This window comes from Lunatimonas sp. (genome assembly GCF_020832325.1).
Taxonomy (GTDB): domain Bacteria; phylum Bacteroidota; class Bacteroidia; order Cytophagales; family Cyclobacteriaceae; genus Lunatimonas.
The window spans coordinates 25625-40405 of record NZ_JAFIEU010000045.1; the positions used below are offsets into that span (position 1 = coordinate 25625).

Genomic DNA, 14781 nt, shown 5'->3' on the forward strand with positions numbered 1-14781 from the left:
AGGTTGTATCTATCCACATTGGATACTGCAATCTCCTACCGTCCTGATTTGTACTAAAAATCCACCTTCACGATCACTTCGTCCGAAAGCACTAAACTCTTTTCTCCAAGCCCAAAATCCAAGCGATCAATGACAAACTCACCGGCGAACCTTCGTTTCGATCCGGCTTGGATCACGGTAAAGGGGATTTCTAACTCCCTACTTATATCCCGGATCGTTAAATCAAATACGCCAATAAAAGCATTCTTTCCAGTTGCCCGAAACGCTTTGGACTCCAAACGGATTTCCGGAAAACTGCCGGTATTAAAATACTGCCGGCCCAATAGGTGCTTATCACGCAACTTTATGCCTGTATCGATGGAAGTTGGATTGGCCGTGCCTCTGATACTGGAATGCTTCAGCTTCTTCGGATCAAAATCTACTTCTACGGCCCAATCGGAAAAAGTACCCTCCACCGTAATGCCCGCATTTTTGATCTGAAAGCGTATAGGCTGCTCAGGTTGAATGGACTGTGACCATCCCATATAGGACAACCCCAAGCCGATCAGCAAAAAAAACACACCCCTTCTCATAGCGTCAACAGGTAAGCGATAAGAGCTGCTTGGTCCGATTCTGATAAATCCAACCCAAACTCGTGCCCAAGCACCGCCTTGGTTTCCACATCATGGGGTTTGAAGCCGGTAGGCACGTAGTCATCTTCGAGGCGCCTCGGATCGAAAAGATCTTCCAACCTAGCCAAGGAGGCATCGTGCAAAAATGGCCCCCTGTACCATAATCCCAGCAGGGAGGGCACTTTGTAATAGCCGGTGCCCCTTCTTGTATGCATCGTGTACCCGGGATCTGTGCCCACAGAGATATCAAAGATATCGTAGGTGTCGTAATGCCTGTCAGGTATATAAAATCCGTCCGCAGGGGTAAGCTTATTATTGGTAAACAATGGCGGTGTGTGGCAGGTGACACATCCTTGGTCGGCAAAAATGACTTTACCTCGTTCACTGATTTCTGACGGCTTGTTCGGGTTTTCGGGAGCTTGGAGGGAATAGACGTACTTGGCGATCGCATATAGCTGCGCATCTGAATGCCTGTCGTAGGTACCGGGAAAGAAGATAGGATCCCCGCTGTTTAGCCGTTCTCTTGTCAAACCCAGTGGATTGTAATCACCGTAGAAATTCAGAAAATCCAATGCCTGATTCATTGCGATGTAACGCATAAGGTCTTCGATGCTCCGATGCTGTCCCAAGCCACCGTGATCGAGGTACTTTCTATCCTTTACACCAATTAAATTGGGGGCTTGTGGCGGATACAAAATACTGGTTCCCTGTCTACCAAAAGCCCCTTCCGGTACGGCCTTGTATGCGTGAAGAATTTGCTCCCGGCCACTTTCGATCAACTTGCCATGGGGATCCCCCTCGGCAAAAGGGCTTCCAAATAAAAAATTGGTCACACCCTGCACACCCCTCTCAGATACGCCATCACTTTCCAGTGCAAAAGCAAATGCCTTGTCACCGGGCCAATTACCCTGTGCGCCCTTAAGTAGCGACCCGTCATCCATAACCCGGGTATGACACATGCCGCAGGAGAGATTGCCTAGGTAAACCTTCCCTTTTCCGGCTACCACCCATTTGGCAAAAGGCAGTATACCTTCGGAAGTGACAGGCATGGCAGTCGTTTCGAAAAACGCTCTATTTCGCACATGTTGGGTATTGATGACCGCTCCCAGCGTATCGATGGGGTAATCAAAAAGCAGCTCGCCAGCCTGTACCCAGTCTTCCTCTGTCACCAGCTGCGCCTCGTCAAAAACAACCTCAGCCTCCTGTTCATGCAGCCACTCCCAATACCCCTCCGGTTCATGGTCGGGATGATATACCGGATAGGTCCTGTAGATAACCCGCTCGGGAAGGTTGTAATAAAACTCCTCCGAGACCGGCTCGGCAGAAAAGGCAGGGTTTGCATGGGGAAGTTCCCAATCCTTCATGGCTTCATCTGTCCAAACCCTTGGAATATGACCCACCATCCAGTGGTAAACCAATTGACCCTTCGGGCCAAACGCAAATGCGGGTAGGAACAGTACAAGCCAAACCCATCCCAAACTGAAGTGACGAAACCTTATCTTCATTTTTTAAGGCACATAAAAATACACTGGTACAATTTATCAAAAAACAACAGAAAATCAATGCCTATATCCAACGTTTAAGATCCCTTCACCGCAAAAAGCCTCTGTCAAAAAAACGACGGTGATAACACAAACATGTGGTTCTGCTAACGCAAAGCAACGAAGCTCATCCAAATTCCATCATTTGTTCGATTTACAACTTACTTATTATGCTGAGCAAGGCAACGTAAACCTACTACGATACATGAAGAATCAACTGATAATGACCTGCGCTGCGCTACTGTGTTTGGCCTGCGTAGAAGAGGTTACCGGAAACCTACCCGTCCCTCCCATCCAAATGCCTGTAGGTACACCAACAGCGATCGGTACGCCGATTGGAGATATCATTACACAGGAAATCGGCCCAAATGGAGGGACAATTCAATGGGATAACGGCACCTACCAGCTGGTATTCCCTCCGGGTGCACTGGATAAAAGCACGACAATCCGTGTACAGGCCATCACGCACACACTCGACCATGGATTGGGAACGGCCTTTGATTTCGGACCGGATGGCACACAGTTCGCCAAGCCTGTCGAACTTATCTATCACTACACCGATGAGTCCATGGAAGGAACACTTGCCGGCCTGGTCCATGTAGCCTTTCAGGACGAAAAGAACGTTTGGCAGGCGCTTCGCAACCTGGAAGTAAATACAACCGCCCAAACCCTAACTGCAAAACTGCCCCATTTCAGCCGTTGGTCATTTTTCGCCTCGGCCATGATCGCACCTGGGCAAAAATCCCTGGGCGTCGGTCAGTCGGTGGACCTGGAAGTGCTGGGATACGAGTACGAACTTAACCTTCTATCGGACCCAAAAAATCAGGACCTATTGGCGCCCTTGGTGCCACCTTCCCCGATAAAGGGACAGCTGGTAAAAGAGTGGCTTATTGACGGTAAAGCAAGCGGTACCCAACCGGAAAAAGGACGGCTATCGGTGATGTCCAGCCACCGGTCTAGGGCTACCTATACGGCACCGTTGGAGGCACCGGAAGCGGAATCTATCATGGTGTCGGCAGAGTTGAATCTGGGAAAAGGGAAATTTCTCCTTCTCAGTCATCTATCCATACAGCCTGACAACCGCTTTAGCGTAGGCACCTTCGACTTCAGAAACGCTGCTGCCCTGATTGGCCTAGCAGATAATGTCCTCACCATACACATGTACAAACCCAACCAAACGGGTTACGAGGCCGTGCTTAGCTTCATTGTGCCCGGCTTTGGCGGAAACGGAAACTATCCCTTTTCCAAAGAGGTAAATGGAGGAGTTGAGATCATAGATGCCTATAGAAATTTTGCCAGCACTGCCTACAACGACAAATCAGAACCCTACTTCAATGGCAGCATCCAAATTACGGAAAGCAGCACCCAGGTAGGTGGCTCGTTTCAAGGCTCCATTCAGGGCACATTGTACGAAGCAGTGGAGAAAAACGGCACCGTGATCTATGAACCCTTCCCGATACAAGCATCCTTCGTAGATGGGCTGTTGAATGCGCTGACCTTTGGACTTTATACGCCTACCACTACCAAAGTAGTGAAGTAGGTAATATGGTGGGAGCCGGTGTTTTCCGGCTCCCTTTTTTAAAATAAGTCGAATTTTTCATCACTAGAAGAAAGATTTATAAAACTGGGGACTCCAATACATGATCAAATAAAACATCGCAAACCCCACAAATCCGATCACCAATGCCCAAACCCAAGCCGGAATACCTTTAGGTGTCTCTGATCCACGTATCAAAAAGAAATCATTCTTTTCGCTTCCATAAGAATTGATGGTAATGGGGACTTTTTCATTCACCACTTCGCCATCATTTAACCCTACCACGGCGATGGAAGGTCCATTCCTGACTTCAAAAGGGAGTGTCCTTATCCCTTCTTTTCCGGAAGATGATCGCGCAACTATTCTCAATTCATGTTTACCGTCGGGAATCTTGCTTGTATCCAAGACAAACTTGGTAGGAGGAGCAAATTCCACAAATGGCTGAGGATCATCATCTAGGTAAACCTTAATTATTCTATTGTCTTCCATATTAAATATCTTTTACTAAGTTCTTGATATGGGAAGAATGCTGTTCTCCAGGATTCCACAAAAGTTTGACACTGTAAAAGAGCACAATCACTACCAAAATAGTAGCTCCCCCTACTATCACATTGTCCCAAAACTGAAGCGGGCCCACACCGTGAGAAATATCCTGTAAAATTTCAGGCTGATTTCTTCTACACACTTCACAGGCCAATACACTCCCCTGTAGGAAAAAGAGCATCAATGGTAAGTAGATTATTAATTTAAAAGCAAGTCTTTTCATCTTCTTACTTCCAATAATTGTTGGCCATGGCGATGGTTTGAAATTCTACAGCAACCACCTGTGCAGATGCAATCAACTGGGCAGTATCCTCTGCATAGGACTTCCTAAGAGACTTCCGGATTTCTGGATCAGTTTGTATTGCCGCTATGGATTTCCGTGCCAATTTGACTGCCAAATCTCTCCCCTCTTGTGGAGTACTGGTGATCAAACTTGTCAATTCATTTCCTGCATTTGTCATATCTTATTGATTTAATTGTTCTACATATTCTCTGATATTCCGTACTTCTTCTATACTGACAGGTTTTGCATTATTTCCCCAGCTTTTCCGCTCGTGATTGGCAATGGCAGCGATTTCTTCGTCAGAGAGAATATCTCCGAATCCTTGCATTACCCCATATTCGGTCCGCGCATCAAACCCTTCCAGAATGATCTGAATTAAAAGGGATGGGTCATCATTTTTCACTATTGCGCTACCTGCCAAAGGCGGGAATGCCCCTGTCAATCCACTACCATCTGATTGATGACATGCTGCACAATTTTGCATGTAGAGAGTTTGCCCATCCAAGCCCAGGTCACCACTGTCTTCTGAAGTCTTGATTTTCCTTGAGGAAGGAATAAACTCCCGTTCTGCAGGACCTGGCAACTCAGCTTGCTTCAATGATTGCAGATAGGCCACCAAGGCCAAGGCCTTTTCTGAAGCCACTACTGCGTGTCCTGGCCTGGGCAGATATTCCTCCGGTACAGCGACCTTGATATCCGAGCTAAGCACAGCTTCTGTTTTTTTAATTTCAAAAAGCCAGGGGTATGAAGGCATGATGGATTCCTTCACCACAGTGCGGGGATTAAAGAGATGAAGCAGGTGCCATTCTTTACCAGGCTGCCTGAGACCTGTATTAGTCAGATCTGGTCCAGTCCGTTCACTGCCAAGTAATGAAGGGGATTGGCGCCAAACATCCATTCTCACTTTGCTGAAATAATAATCGGAAGCCAGAGAGGGCCGATTGCCCCAAGCTTTGTCCATCTCAATATTGCGGACCTGCTGGGTATGGCAAGCCATGCAGTTTTCCTCTACATAGATGCGAAGTCCTTCCCTTTCCAATACCGAAAGTGGCTGCATGGATGGCAAAGGTTCTACCTGTTGCAATTGGATGGCAGGCAACACAGCTATCAGGATACTCAGAAAAAGAAATCCCAAAAATGAAGTACCTACCAGAAGTTTATGGTCTTTATGAAAGTTCATCGTCTAAAATTTAGGACTGTACAATTTCCAGAGATTGGGTATGTTTGGCTTTTGTTTTCGGATCGGATTTTACCATGACCCAAAAATTGTAAGCAAACATCAGATGGGACACGAACATTAGGGAACCCCCGATAGCCCGCCAAACCCAGTAAGGACGCATTAAAATCACCGAATCGATAAACGGATCATTATCCATCCAACTCAGCCCCCTGAGTGTCCCTCCTGCCATCAGTGAAATCATATAGGCAAAGAGCCCAATAAATGCCAGCCAGAAGTGAATCCCTACATTAAGCTGTGGAGGTTCGTGCCCTGTCAGCTTAGGAAGAATGGCATAGAAGCATGCCCAAAGTATAAAAGTGATGATGCCATACATCGTCATGTGAGAGTGGGCTACATTGAAGTCGGTAAAGTGCCAGATAAAATTAGTGAACCGGAAGGCCTGGAAACTCCCTTGAGTAGACCCCACAAAATAAAAGACCACACCCACCAGAAAAAAAGGAAGCACATAGCTCTTGTTGATATCACTCCAGCTACCACGCATTGTCAATAGAAAGTTTGTGGTGCCTGCAACTACGGGTATAAACATTCCTGCACTGAATACTATTGCCACAGTCTGTAGCCACCACGGTAATGGACTGAATACAAAGTGATGTGTACCAATAAGTGTATAGAACAACATCTGCGTCCAAAAAGCCAATACACCCAAAGAATAAGAGTAAATGGGTTTATTGAGAGATGCCGGAAGGTAATAATATATCAAACCAAGGGTAAAAGTCATGAACCACATCCCAACACCTTGGTGCATGTAATACCCCTGAATTACCGTCTCTCCAAGGCCATCTTGAAATTGGGGTAAATATCCTATGACGACCAATACAATGGTCCAAACCAATCCACCCAAAAGATACCAATTGGAAATGTATATCTCGGAAATCTTACGAGTAGCTACTGTTCGGTAAAAATTATAGAAAGTCAGAATCAAACCACCTGCAAAAAAAGCTGCAACCGGCCAAATAAATTCACGGTATTCGCCTCCTCCATTGTTGATCCCGGACATTAGACAGACTGAACCGAAAAATACTGCCAGGTTCATCAGCACCCAGGCGATCTTAGCCAAGTAGGGACGATAAATTTTATTGTTAGATGTCCGAACTACGACGAAATAGCCCAAACCAATCATTGCCATCGAAGCCCAGCCCCAAAAAACCACGTTGGTATGTACAGGCCTCAATCTCCCAAAAGATAAAAATCTTGCTGAATCCATTTCAGGCCAGATAAACTTCATTCCGAGATATTGACCTATAAGTGATCCGAATACCAACCAAAATACTCCGGCTGCCAAATACCAAATAACTATTTGCTTCAGCGCAGGTGCCACTTCCATTTTCAAGGGTGATTTTTTCTTTTCATCCACAATGGGATTTTCAGGGTCTTCGGTGAGATAGTCCACCAATCCTTTTTCATCCCTGATTTCGCCTCTGCTCCCCAATTCATCACCTTTCAATTGGTACCGGTGAGCTGCTTTCCTACTTTCCAGAATTTCATCAACATCTGCATCCTCTAGATTGATGATTTGCTGCTTGATTTCACGTTGGGTGCTTTTTTCTGACTTTTTCTGTAGTCTGTCAAAAAAAGACGAAAGCCGGAAAACCACAATGACTACTGCAATAAACAACACGATGGCTATCAAAAACAAAGTACCAATCACTCCTGGACTACTCCAAAGCTGATCTCTGGAAGAATTCAAAATAATAAACTGGAGCATGAGAGCTTTAACTTGCCCTAAGGCACATAGATGGTGTAATATCAATTCCATACCTATTTTGTAGTATAAGATTTTTATTTCCGATAAATTTATCGGAAATAAATTCAAATTTTTTTATCTCAATAAAATAGCCTTGCCTGACACAAGACCTTCGGCCAAATCTTTGAGACTGGTAGTCTCCAGCATAGATTTTAGCTGAGATCGGACTAGGACAAACTTATCATGCATGGGACAAGGTTCCGAAGCATTGCAGGCCGAAAGTCCAAGACCACAACCCTTGTAAATACTATCTCCATCAATAGCATTGACAATTTCGCTGATCTTAACTTTATCCTGTTTGGCAGGCTCCAGATAAAATCCCCCATAGGGTCCTTTGAGAGATTCTACCACTTCATGCTTGACCAGCTCCCCCAGTATTTTGGCAGTAAATGCTTCAGGTGTGCCGATTTTCTCTGCTATCTCGCCCGTTTTCACGCGTTTACCCTCCTGTGATTGTATTGCCACATAAAGCATTGCCTTGATTCCGTATTCACAAGCTTTTGAAAACATCTGCTGATTTTATTGACTTTAGTCACCCGACTATATGACAAATGTAAGGAATATTTATTTTCCGACAATTTTATCGGAATTAAAAGTCTACTATATTTTTTTTAATTAGGATTCCTAACTATATTTGGGGATCACTAAAACAAAACAATCATGGAACACATCAAAGGATACGACTACGGAAAGTCAGGATTGGAATCTTCTCCCATCAGTCTGGAGGATTTGGGTTTATTAAAGCAGACCGTGCTATGGTCGGATGAAGATCAGGCCAATCTCCAAAAGGCCGGAGAAATCCTCAAAGATCAGGTCAATGACATTCTGGACTTATGGTATGGATTTGTAGGAGGACATGCACACTTGGTCCGTTATTTTGGAAAAAATGACAATCCTAACATGGAGTACTTGTCAGCGGTAAGAGCAAGATTTGGGCAGTGGATTTTGGATATTTGCCAAAAACCTTATGATCAATCATGGTTGGATTATCAGCATGAAATCGCCAAGCGTCACCACACATCCAAAAAGAATCAAACAGATGGTGTAGATGCGGTGCCAATTATTCACTATCGTTATATGGTAGCCTTTATTGTTCCCCTCACGATGACGATCAAGTCATTTTTGGCAAAAAAAGGCAATAGTCAAGAAGAGGTGAAAAACATGTACAACGCCTGGTTCAAGGCGCTGACCCTGACCGTCATCACTTGGACATATCCCTATATTAATGAAGGCGAATTTTAAATCTTAAAATATGAAAGTAGCAGTTTGGGACACCTATGTAAAAAGGGAAGATGGTAAATTGATGCATTTTGACATCATCGTTCCCCAGGAAACCGATAATCCGGAAACTATTTATGGTTTTGGAAAAGAGTATCTACAAGGCAAATACTTGCAGGATTTGGAAATCACTTCCAAGGAATGTCAGTTTTGCCATATAGAAACCATCAAACCGGATTGGGAAACCGCCATCATGGAGAAAGGTTACTATATTTATGAAATGGAAAACTGTACATGATGTCCTCCCCTTTTGATCCCATACAGCAGGAAAACAATTTGGATGCAAAGATTACCTTCACTTTGGATAGAATCTCTTTGGTATTCAAGTCTATGCAATTGGAGCAGTCCAAAAAAACCAATTTGAGCCCTATCCAACTTCAGATTTTGGTTTTCCTGCTGTATCATTCCCCTGAGATGCACCGAGTAAGTTATCTTGCACAGGAATTTAATCTGACCAAGGCGACCATAAGTGATTCAGTTAAAGCTTTGATCCAAAAAGGTCTCATCAGAAAGGTATCTGACCCCAGTGATTCCAGAAGCTTTTCTCTAAATCTTACTTCTAAAGGCAAAGACCAAGCACAAGATGCTGCCCAAATGGCCAACCCCATGGCAAAGGTGATCGGAAAATACACAAGAGATCAAAAGGAAATTTTTTATGGGATTTTGTTCAAAACGATCAAAGACCTACAAGCAAGTGGTCTGATTCCCATGCAACGAATGTGTTTTAGCTGTGCAAGTTATCAGATCAGAAACGGTGAACACTACTGTGACCTTCTTAAAAGAGTTCTACAAGAAAGACATCTTCGAATAGACTGTAAAGAACATGAAGCCAAACAAACCTAAGCCCTTGACCGAATCGCTTTACCGGATATCGAAGGAGTTACTAAGTGGAATGTGAATTACGAACCTCAAAGGTAGGTATACCTAAATACCCCATTGAAACCAAGCCAACACCGGGCAAGGTCAATCTGATGAACCCCACAGCCTCCATAGGTCCACCGTCCAGCATTCTTCCCATCCGAGGTGCGCTGTCCACCCGCTCACCGTTTTCATTCCCTGCCACTTTGATTGAATCGGAAGCCGAAACCAGTAAACAGCATACACCCGGACTCTTACATCACCCCCTGCTTTTCCAGCATCGCTGCTTCGTCCATACCGAGTGATTGGCTTTTCACATTGCAATTTGGTATTTTTTTTACAAACCAATATAATTTCACACGATTCATGTACATTATAAAAAATATTCAACTTACTGATGGGTCAAGACTCAAAGGGACCGCTGACCCAGTTGTTAAAGGCACTAACCTTTAGGCAACTACGACAACCAAAATAATAAGCGTATGTAATACCGTGAGAACCAGAACGCAGTGTCTGCACTTTTTGATTGGCTACAGGTCAAAACCGCTACACGCAACTGGCAACCCCTTCCAATAATCCGGTTCCAACGCCCTCAATCCCCCGAAAAGTCTGTAAGTGCCGCACTTCGTAGAAGGGAAGGAAGCTCCTGCCACCAAACTTCTACCGGCTGAACCTGACGGATTTTACCTTGCTCCATGGTGGCCACTGTTGTGGCAAGGTCTCGAATCAGCCCGTTGTGATGGGTGACCAACAAAACACCCGTTCCCTGCACGGCAAGTTTGCGTAGCTGCTCACTGGCCTTTAACACGGTCGCTGCATCCATCCCGTCAAAGGGTTCGTCCAGTATCAGGTATCTGGGTTTATGAATTAAGGCGGCAGCAAAGGAAACCTTCTTCTTCATGCCCTTGGAATAATCTGTAATTTTCTTTTTGTCTTTCGGTAGATCAAAAAACTCCAATAGCTCCGTGGCCCTTCGTTGACTTTCGGTCTTATCCAATCCATATAGCCTCGACAAAAACTCCAAGTACTTCCACCCACTGAACCCCTCCACATAAATCGGCTGGTCAAAGACAAAGCCTACCCGCCTCAATACCGGATGATACCGGGTGCCAATGGGCACCTCATCGATGATTACCGTACCAGCATCTACCGGAATCAGGCCAGCAATCGCCTGTATCAAGGTACTCTTTCCGCATCCGTTCTTTCCTACCAGTGCCATTACCTCTCCCGGGGATACATCAAGGTCCACCCCTCCCAACACCTTTTGCTTTCCGAAATTTTTATAAAGTTTTCTCACCGATATCATAATCCACCATTTATTTTGTTCATACGAGCTGCCAATTGCATGGGCAGAACATACCACAAGCTAAGGAGCGCCAACCCTAGGATCAAGCATCTGCCTACCTGTTCAAATCCGACCCACAACCAGAACAAGTACCCCAAACACATCACTAACACCCCTGACAAAAGCACCCAAACACTTCGAAGCACCTCGGGCCGTCCAGTGTAAAAACTATAAACAGCCAATGTTTGCGTATAAATCAGGATCCACACCATTACTCCGTTAAAGAACCCCGTCTGGGGAAACACCATCCCGAAGGAAAGCGCGGGGTTCAGGGCAACGAGTACCGCCATGCCCATCAAATTCAACCCATTGAGCACCATAAACAGCAAAGCATCTAGCTGGCGTACGATACTCAAAAAATTGTTACCGTATAGACGATAGTTCACATACACTCCCTCCGTAGGGAAATATACCTCTAGGATTGCTTTCATCATTAGTCCAAGCAACACTATCACCGGCACATAGGGGTTTACCAAGTAGCATGGTAATGCCACCAATCCTACCAGCAGTGACTTCAACAGAAATCCTTCGGATATACTCATGGCCGATAACAATCTAAACATCATTGCCTCCTAAAAAAATTGGTTGAAATCATTGAATTCCCTGATAAAGGGTTTTCGGGTTTGGGAAATACTGCCAAGGACAAAAAACGAGAAAATTCCACAAGCTAAAACAAACGCAGTGCCACCCAACAAGAGAGCATAGTTCTCCAAATACCAAGCATCTGTACGCAGCTGAAAGGCAGCCTGCGCAACACTGTCATCGAAATTATAAGGAAAAAACCGGGTAGTGGCAAAGCAAAATGGGAGGAAAAAAAAGTAGACATACCGATAAATGATCCGTATCCACTTAATCCGCAAACTTGGCTCCTGCATAGCGGTATCAAAAGCCATAAACGCTGCATAAAAAAGAACAAGCAATGACACATCACGTAGGGGATTTGCAGCGTGAATACCCAAGATCACACCAAAAAAAACCAACAAAAACATGCCGAGGCCTCCGAGCGCTGTCAAAAAAACCAAGGCCCGTCGTTTGAAAGGATCTAAACCATACGGAAACAGGTGAATGGGATCCAAATAGGCATGGCCGTTGAATTTTGCCATACTAAACAATACCAAACAAATCAGAAAGGCTGAGTAAAGGTACAGGTAGCTAAAATCCACCCATAGATTATAGAGAAAAAACGCGGCGATAAGCGAGAAAGGAAGCATAAAAGGTACCACCCAACCGAAAAACGAAAGTTTGGTGGGCAGCGAGAGCTGCATGCTGAAAAGCTGCTTGACTATATAGGTATAGAGAGGGTGGATCATTTCCTGTGGAATATGAAAACCCAAAATACACCGGCTCACTGAAAAAAAATTTCAGTGAGCCGAATTTAACAAAAAAATCCGTGCACCAATGACCTTGAAAACAAGAAACCACGGTGCAGGGTATTCAGACTTAATCAACGAGCACAACATATTCCTTTCAAATATGAACTTTTATGACTAACTTTTCCTTTCTTTATAGTCTCAACTACAACAGGCGTTTAACTCACGTGAGGAAAGGACTTTACGATACCGCAAATAAGATTTTTTCGTCCGGCAAACCGGGCCTGAAAAAGGTATGCCTATTCCATACCCACCAAAAAGCCTTTGTAATATAACCCCCTGCTCTCACCTTTATTAGTACTTACGAAGCAGGGGAAAACTCCTACTTGCACGCATTTGCATCCGCCTAGCAATGGGCATATCCATACATTATTTTAAACATTCCAAACATCATGATGACACCTATTTTAAAGAAAAGCGACTATGAAACGATCAAAGCGTTGATCGAAGGCATCCACCCTACCCAGCGAACCAAGGAAGTGGGGACGCTTCAGAGCGAATTGCGCAGAGCCAAAATCGTCGAGGACGACAAAATCAGCCAGAACGTCATTCAGCTAGGCTCCTACTTTGAAGTGCGAGAAATTACCTCCAAGCGGCAACTTTGTCTGACACTTACCCTGCCCGGCGAGGCTAACCTGCAGGAGCAGCGTGTTTCCATTCTTTCGCCACTGGGTGTAGCCCTGATCGGCTTTCAGAAAGGCAAGGAGTTCGAATGGCAATTGCCCGCAGGAAAAAGAACCTTTATCATCGAAAAAGTATCTGCGCCTTCTGCCGTACCAACCACCTAGAAAACTCCCTTTCCCCAACCCTGGGTGAAAGGGAGTTTTCGTTTAAGGTGAAAATACTCGTTGGTTATTTTTTTTCAATTGGCTTCCGCACAGCATCCAGCAATGATTTCAGTTCTTTTAGCTTATCAGGTTGGGCAGCTGCAATGCTCACTTTCTCGCCCGGATCATCCAGCAAATAAAACAATTGGTCTTCCGGCAAAAATCCGGTACTGATCCCGGTACCCCAAGGCACCAATTCTGGCCCTTGGTGGGCAGGAATGAATTTATAGCCGTCTCTACTGACATAACTGAGTACGCCCTGTATCGCCTCCTGAACCAGTCCATTCCTTCCTTCCGTATCCCGTCCCACGAGCGCCTCCCAGCTATCCGTCGTATCTTCTGCCTGATTCCGATCGTACGGTTCATTGAGAAATCCCGCAAAAGATCCCATCATATCCACTTGTGAAAATAAGGCCGAACGAACCGTACCTGAGCGAATACCTTTAGGCCACCTTACCACCATGGGAACCTTGGTACCTGCTTCGTAGGTGCTGTATTTCCCGCCCCGCAGATTAGCCCAAGGCTTGTGATCACCGATAAGCTCCTCCGCCATATCCTCGTAGCCATCATCTAATACCGGGCCGTTGTCACTTGTGAAAATGACGATAGTGTTTTCTGCAAGTGCTTTTTCATCCAAAAAACTCAATACTTCACCGACCGTCCAGTCCAATTGCAGCAAGGCATCACCTCGATATCCATAGCCGGATTTGCCGTGAAACCGTTCGTGAGGCATCCGAGGAACGTGGATATCGTGGGTGGCTAGGAAAAGAAAAAAGGGAGAGTCTCCAGCATCTGTCATGAACCGGACCGACTTATCTACAAAAACATCTGCAAAATCTTCATCTCTCCAAAGGGCTGATTCCCCTCCTGCCATATACCCGATACGGCTGATCCCATTGATGATGGTTTGGTTATGGCCGTGAGACCACATCATTTTTAGGAGCTCGGGATGATCTAAGCCTGTTGGCCGGTCCCCCACCTTTTGCCGGTAGTTCACTTCTATGGGATCCTGGGGGTCCAAATTCAACACATGCCTATCTTCGACATATACTGTTGGCACCCGGTCTCCGGTGGATGGGAGGATAAATGCATAATCAAACCCAATGTCCAAAGGACCATGACTGATCTCGCCATTCCATTCCGGACCGGCATCACCGCCCAGCCCCAAGTGCCATTTACCAACCACCGCCGTGCGGTATCCTGCCCGCTGCATTATGGCAGGCCAGGTTTCCCTGCCCTCACGAATGAGCGCAGAGGCATCCCCGGGGGCTACGCCTCTTCCCTGTGCTCTCCACGCATACTCCCCGGTCAACATGGAATACCTAGAAGGCGTACAGGTCGCAGCAGTAGCATAGGCATTTTCCATCAACAAACCTTCTTTTGCTAACCGATCGATATGTGGCGTGGGAATCATACCTCCATACACGCCGATATCTCCATACCCAACATCATCCGTATAAATTACAATGACGTTGGGCTTGGTAGACAAATCGCTTTTTTCCTCCCCCCCACAGGCCGACAGTACAGACCCTATTATTACTGCCAGGCCCAGTAGGGAGTTGATCGATTTCAAACTATGTTGCATGTGTATATGGTTTTGGTCT

18 protein-coding genes are annotated in these 14781 nt (G+C 45.5%); 6 read left to right on the plus strand and 12 right to left on the minus strand.

Annotated elements, in window-relative coordinates:
• Window positions 1-53: 53 nt before the first annotated feature.
• Both JJU34_RS16810 and JJU34_RS16815 read right to left on the minus strand, forming a co-directional pair.
• Window positions 54-572 (minus strand): YceI family protein, encoded by a 519-nt coding sequence (locus JJU34_RS16810; RefSeq protein ID WP_228693568.1) that lies wholly within the window; start codon window positions 570-572, stop codon window positions 54-56.
• On the minus strand, window positions 569-2116 hold the full coding sequence (locus JJU34_RS16815) for a hypothetical protein (RefSeq protein WP_228693569.1): 1548 nt from the start codon (window positions 2114-2116) through the stop codon (window positions 569-571). The genes JJU34_RS16810 and JJU34_RS16815 overlap by 4 nt, the downstream gene beginning before the upstream one ends.
• Before the next feature lie 241 nt (window positions 2117-2357).
• Here JJU34_RS16815 and JJU34_RS16820 point away from each other — a divergent pair, with 241 nt between their 5' ends.
• A complete protein-coding gene (locus tag JJU34_RS16820; protein ID WP_228693570.1) occupies window positions 2358-3692 on the plus strand; it encodes a Bor family protein in 1335 nt (444 codons plus the stop codon).
• A gap of 63 nt (window positions 3693-3755) precedes the next feature.
• On the opposite strand, the gene JJU34_RS16825 is transcribed toward JJU34_RS16820, so the two are convergent.
• From JJU34_RS16825 to JJU34_RS16850, 6 genes are all read right to left on the minus strand, one after another.
• On the minus strand, window positions 3756-4178 hold the full coding sequence (locus tag JJU34_RS16825; RefSeq protein WP_228693571.1) for a cytochrome C: 423 nt from the start codon (window positions 4176-4178) through the stop codon (window positions 3756-3758).
• A 1-nt stretch (window position 4179) separates the two neighbouring features.
• Window positions 4180-4455 (minus strand): hypothetical protein, encoded by a 276-nt coding sequence (locus JJU34_RS16830; RefSeq protein WP_228693572.1) that lies wholly within the window; start codon window positions 4453-4455, stop codon window positions 4180-4182.
• A 4-nt stretch (window positions 4456-4459) separates the two neighbouring features.
• Window positions 4460-4693, minus strand: a complete 234-nt coding sequence (locus tag JJU34_RS16835) for a hexameric tyrosine-coordinated heme protein (RefSeq protein WP_228693573.1) — start codon at window positions 4691-4693, stop codon at window positions 4460-4462.
• A 3-nt stretch (window positions 4694-4696) separates the two neighbouring features.
• Window positions 4697-5695: a cbb3-type cytochrome c oxidase subunit II gene (locus JJU34_RS16840; protein WP_228693574.1), complete on the minus strand. Its 999-nt coding sequence runs from the start codon at window positions 5693-5695 to the stop codon at window positions 4697-4699.
• A 10-nt stretch (window positions 5696-5705) separates the two neighbouring features.
• Window positions 5706-7511, minus strand: a complete 1806-nt coding sequence (locus JJU34_RS16845; protein WP_228693575.1) for a cbb3-type cytochrome c oxidase subunit I — start codon at window positions 7509-7511, stop codon at window positions 5706-5708.
• 63 nt (window positions 7512-7574) lie between these two features.
• Window positions 7575-8009, minus strand: coding sequence for an Rrf2 family transcriptional regulator (locus tag JJU34_RS16850; RefSeq protein ID WP_228693576.1), 435 nt, complete (start codon window positions 8007-8009; stop codon window positions 7575-7577).
• Window positions 8010-8159: 150 nt separating this feature from the next.
• Between JJU34_RS16850 and JJU34_RS16855 the strand changes: the two genes are divergently transcribed.
• The 4 genes from JJU34_RS16855 to JJU34_RS16870 are packed head-to-tail and all read left to right on the plus strand — an operon-like array spanning window position 8160 to window position 9940.
• Window positions 8160-8741 carry a protoglobin domain-containing protein gene (locus JJU34_RS16855; RefSeq protein ID WP_228693577.1) on the plus strand — a complete coding sequence of 194 codons (582 nt, stop codon included), beginning with the start codon at window positions 8160-8162 and terminating at the stop codon, window positions 8739-8741.
• Between the two features lie 10 nt (window positions 8742-8751).
• The gene (locus JJU34_RS16860; protein ID WP_228693578.1) at window positions 8752-9015 is read left to right on the plus strand and encodes a DUF2024 family protein; all 264 of its coding nucleotides are present in this window, start codon (window positions 8752-8754) and stop codon (window positions 9013-9015) included.
• The gene (locus JJU34_RS16865) at window positions 9012-9620 is read left to right on the plus strand and encodes a helix-turn-helix domain-containing protein (RefSeq protein ID WP_228693579.1); all 609 of its coding nucleotides are present in this window, start codon (window positions 9012-9014) and stop codon (window positions 9618-9620) included. The genes JJU34_RS16860 and JJU34_RS16865 overlap by 4 nt, the downstream gene beginning before the upstream one ends.
• Window positions 9621-9664: 44 nt before the next feature.
• Window positions 9665-9940, plus strand: coding sequence for a hypothetical protein (locus JJU34_RS16870; protein WP_228693580.1), 276 nt, complete (start codon window positions 9665-9667; stop codon window positions 9938-9940).
• 287 nt (window positions 9941-10227) lie between these two features.
• Here JJU34_RS16870 and JJU34_RS16875 read toward each other — a convergent pair whose 3' ends face one another.
• Genes JJU34_RS16875 through JJU34_RS16885 form a run of 3 tightly spaced genes read right to left on the minus strand, consistent with a single transcriptional unit; the run spans window position 10228 to window position 12290 of the window.
• Entirely contained in the window at window positions 10228-10941 is a 714-nt protein-coding gene (locus JJU34_RS16875; protein ID WP_228693581.1) for an ABC transporter ATP-binding protein, read from the minus strand.
• Entirely contained in the window at window positions 10938-11522 is a 585-nt protein-coding gene (locus JJU34_RS16880; RefSeq protein ID WP_228693582.1) for a hypothetical protein, read from the minus strand. The genes JJU34_RS16875 and JJU34_RS16880 overlap by 4 nt, the downstream gene beginning before the upstream one ends.
• A gap of 30 nt (window positions 11523-11552) precedes the next feature.
• Window positions 11553-12290 (minus strand): hypothetical protein, encoded by a 738-nt coding sequence (locus JJU34_RS16885; protein WP_228693583.1) that lies wholly within the window; start codon window positions 12288-12290, stop codon window positions 11553-11555.
• 452 nt (window positions 12291-12742) lie between these two features.
• Between JJU34_RS16885 and JJU34_RS16890 the strand changes: the two genes are divergently transcribed.
• Window positions 12743-13138: a GreA/GreB family elongation factor gene (locus JJU34_RS16890; protein ID WP_228693584.1), complete on the plus strand. Its 396-nt coding sequence runs from the start codon at window positions 12743-12745 to the stop codon at window positions 13136-13138.
• Between the two features lie 64 nt (window positions 13139-13202).
• Here JJU34_RS16890 and JJU34_RS16895 read toward each other — a convergent pair whose 3' ends face one another.
• Window positions 13203-14762: a sulfatase-like hydrolase/transferase gene (locus JJU34_RS16895; protein WP_228693585.1), complete on the minus strand. Its 1560-nt coding sequence runs from the start codon at window positions 14760-14762 to the stop codon at window positions 13203-13205.
• Between the last annotated feature and the right edge of the window lie 19 nt (window positions 14763-14781).

Bases quoted from the DNA above. Each gene is read 5' to 3' on its own strand.
- JJU34_RS16810 (WP_228693568.1), bottom strand. From the start codon at position 572: ATGAGAAGGGGTGTGTTTTTTTTGCTGATCGGCTTGGGGTTGTCCTAT.
- JJU34_RS16815 (WP_228693569.1), bottom strand. From the start codon at position 2,116: ATGAAGATAAGGTTTCGTCACTTCAGTTTGGGATGGGTTTGGCTTGTA.
- JJU34_RS16820 (WP_228693570.1), top strand. From the start codon at position 2,358: ATGAAGAATCAACTGATAATGACCTGCGCTGCGCTACTGTGTTTGGCC.
- JJU34_RS16825 (WP_228693571.1), bottom strand. From the start codon at position 4,178: ATGGAAGACAATAGAATAATTAAGGTTTACCTAGATGATGATCCTCAG.
- JJU34_RS16830 (WP_228693572.1), bottom strand. From the start codon at position 4,455: ATGAAAAGACTTGCTTTTAAATTAATAATCTACTTACCATTGATGCTC.
- JJU34_RS16835 (WP_228693573.1), bottom strand. From the start codon at position 4,693: ATGACAAATGCAGGAAATGAATTGACAAGTTTGATCACCAGTACTCCA.
- JJU34_RS16840 (WP_228693574.1), bottom strand. From the start codon at position 5,695: ATGAACTTTCATAAAGACCATAAACTTCTGGTAGGTACTTCATTTTTG.
- JJU34_RS16845 (WP_228693575.1), bottom strand. From the start codon at position 7,511: ATGGAATTGATATTACACCATCTATGTGCCTTAGGGCAAGTTAAAGCT.
- JJU34_RS16850 (WP_228693576.1), bottom strand. From the start codon at position 8,009: ATGTTTTCAAAAGCTTGTGAATACGGAATCAAGGCAATGCTTTATGTG.
- JJU34_RS16855 (WP_228693577.1), top strand. From the start codon at position 8,160: ATGGAACACATCAAAGGATACGACTACGGAAAGTCAGGATTGGAATCT.
- JJU34_RS16860 (WP_228693578.1), top strand. From the start codon at position 8,752: ATGAAAGTAGCAGTTTGGGACACCTATGTAAAAAGGGAAGATGGTAAA.
- JJU34_RS16865 (WP_228693579.1), top strand. From the start codon at position 9,012: ATGATGTCCTCCCCTTTTGATCCCATACAGCAGGAAAACAATTTGGAT.
- JJU34_RS16875 (WP_228693581.1), bottom strand. From the start codon at position 10,941: ATGATATCGGTGAGAAAACTTTATAAAAATTTCGGAAAGCAAAAGGTG.
- JJU34_RS16880 (WP_228693582.1), bottom strand. From the start codon at position 11,522: ATGAGTATATCCGAAGGATTTCTGTTGAAGTCACTGCTGGTAGGATTG.
- JJU34_RS16885 (WP_228693583.1), bottom strand. From the start codon at position 12,290: ATGATCCACCCTCTCTATACCTATATAGTCAAGCAGCTTTTCAGCATG.
- JJU34_RS16890 (WP_228693584.1), top strand. From the start codon at position 12,743: ATGATGACACCTATTTTAAAGAAAAGCGACTATGAAACGATCAAAGCG.
- JJU34_RS16895 (WP_228693585.1), bottom strand. From the start codon at position 14,762: ATGCAACATAGTTTGAAATCGATCAACTCCCTACTGGGCCTGGCAGTA.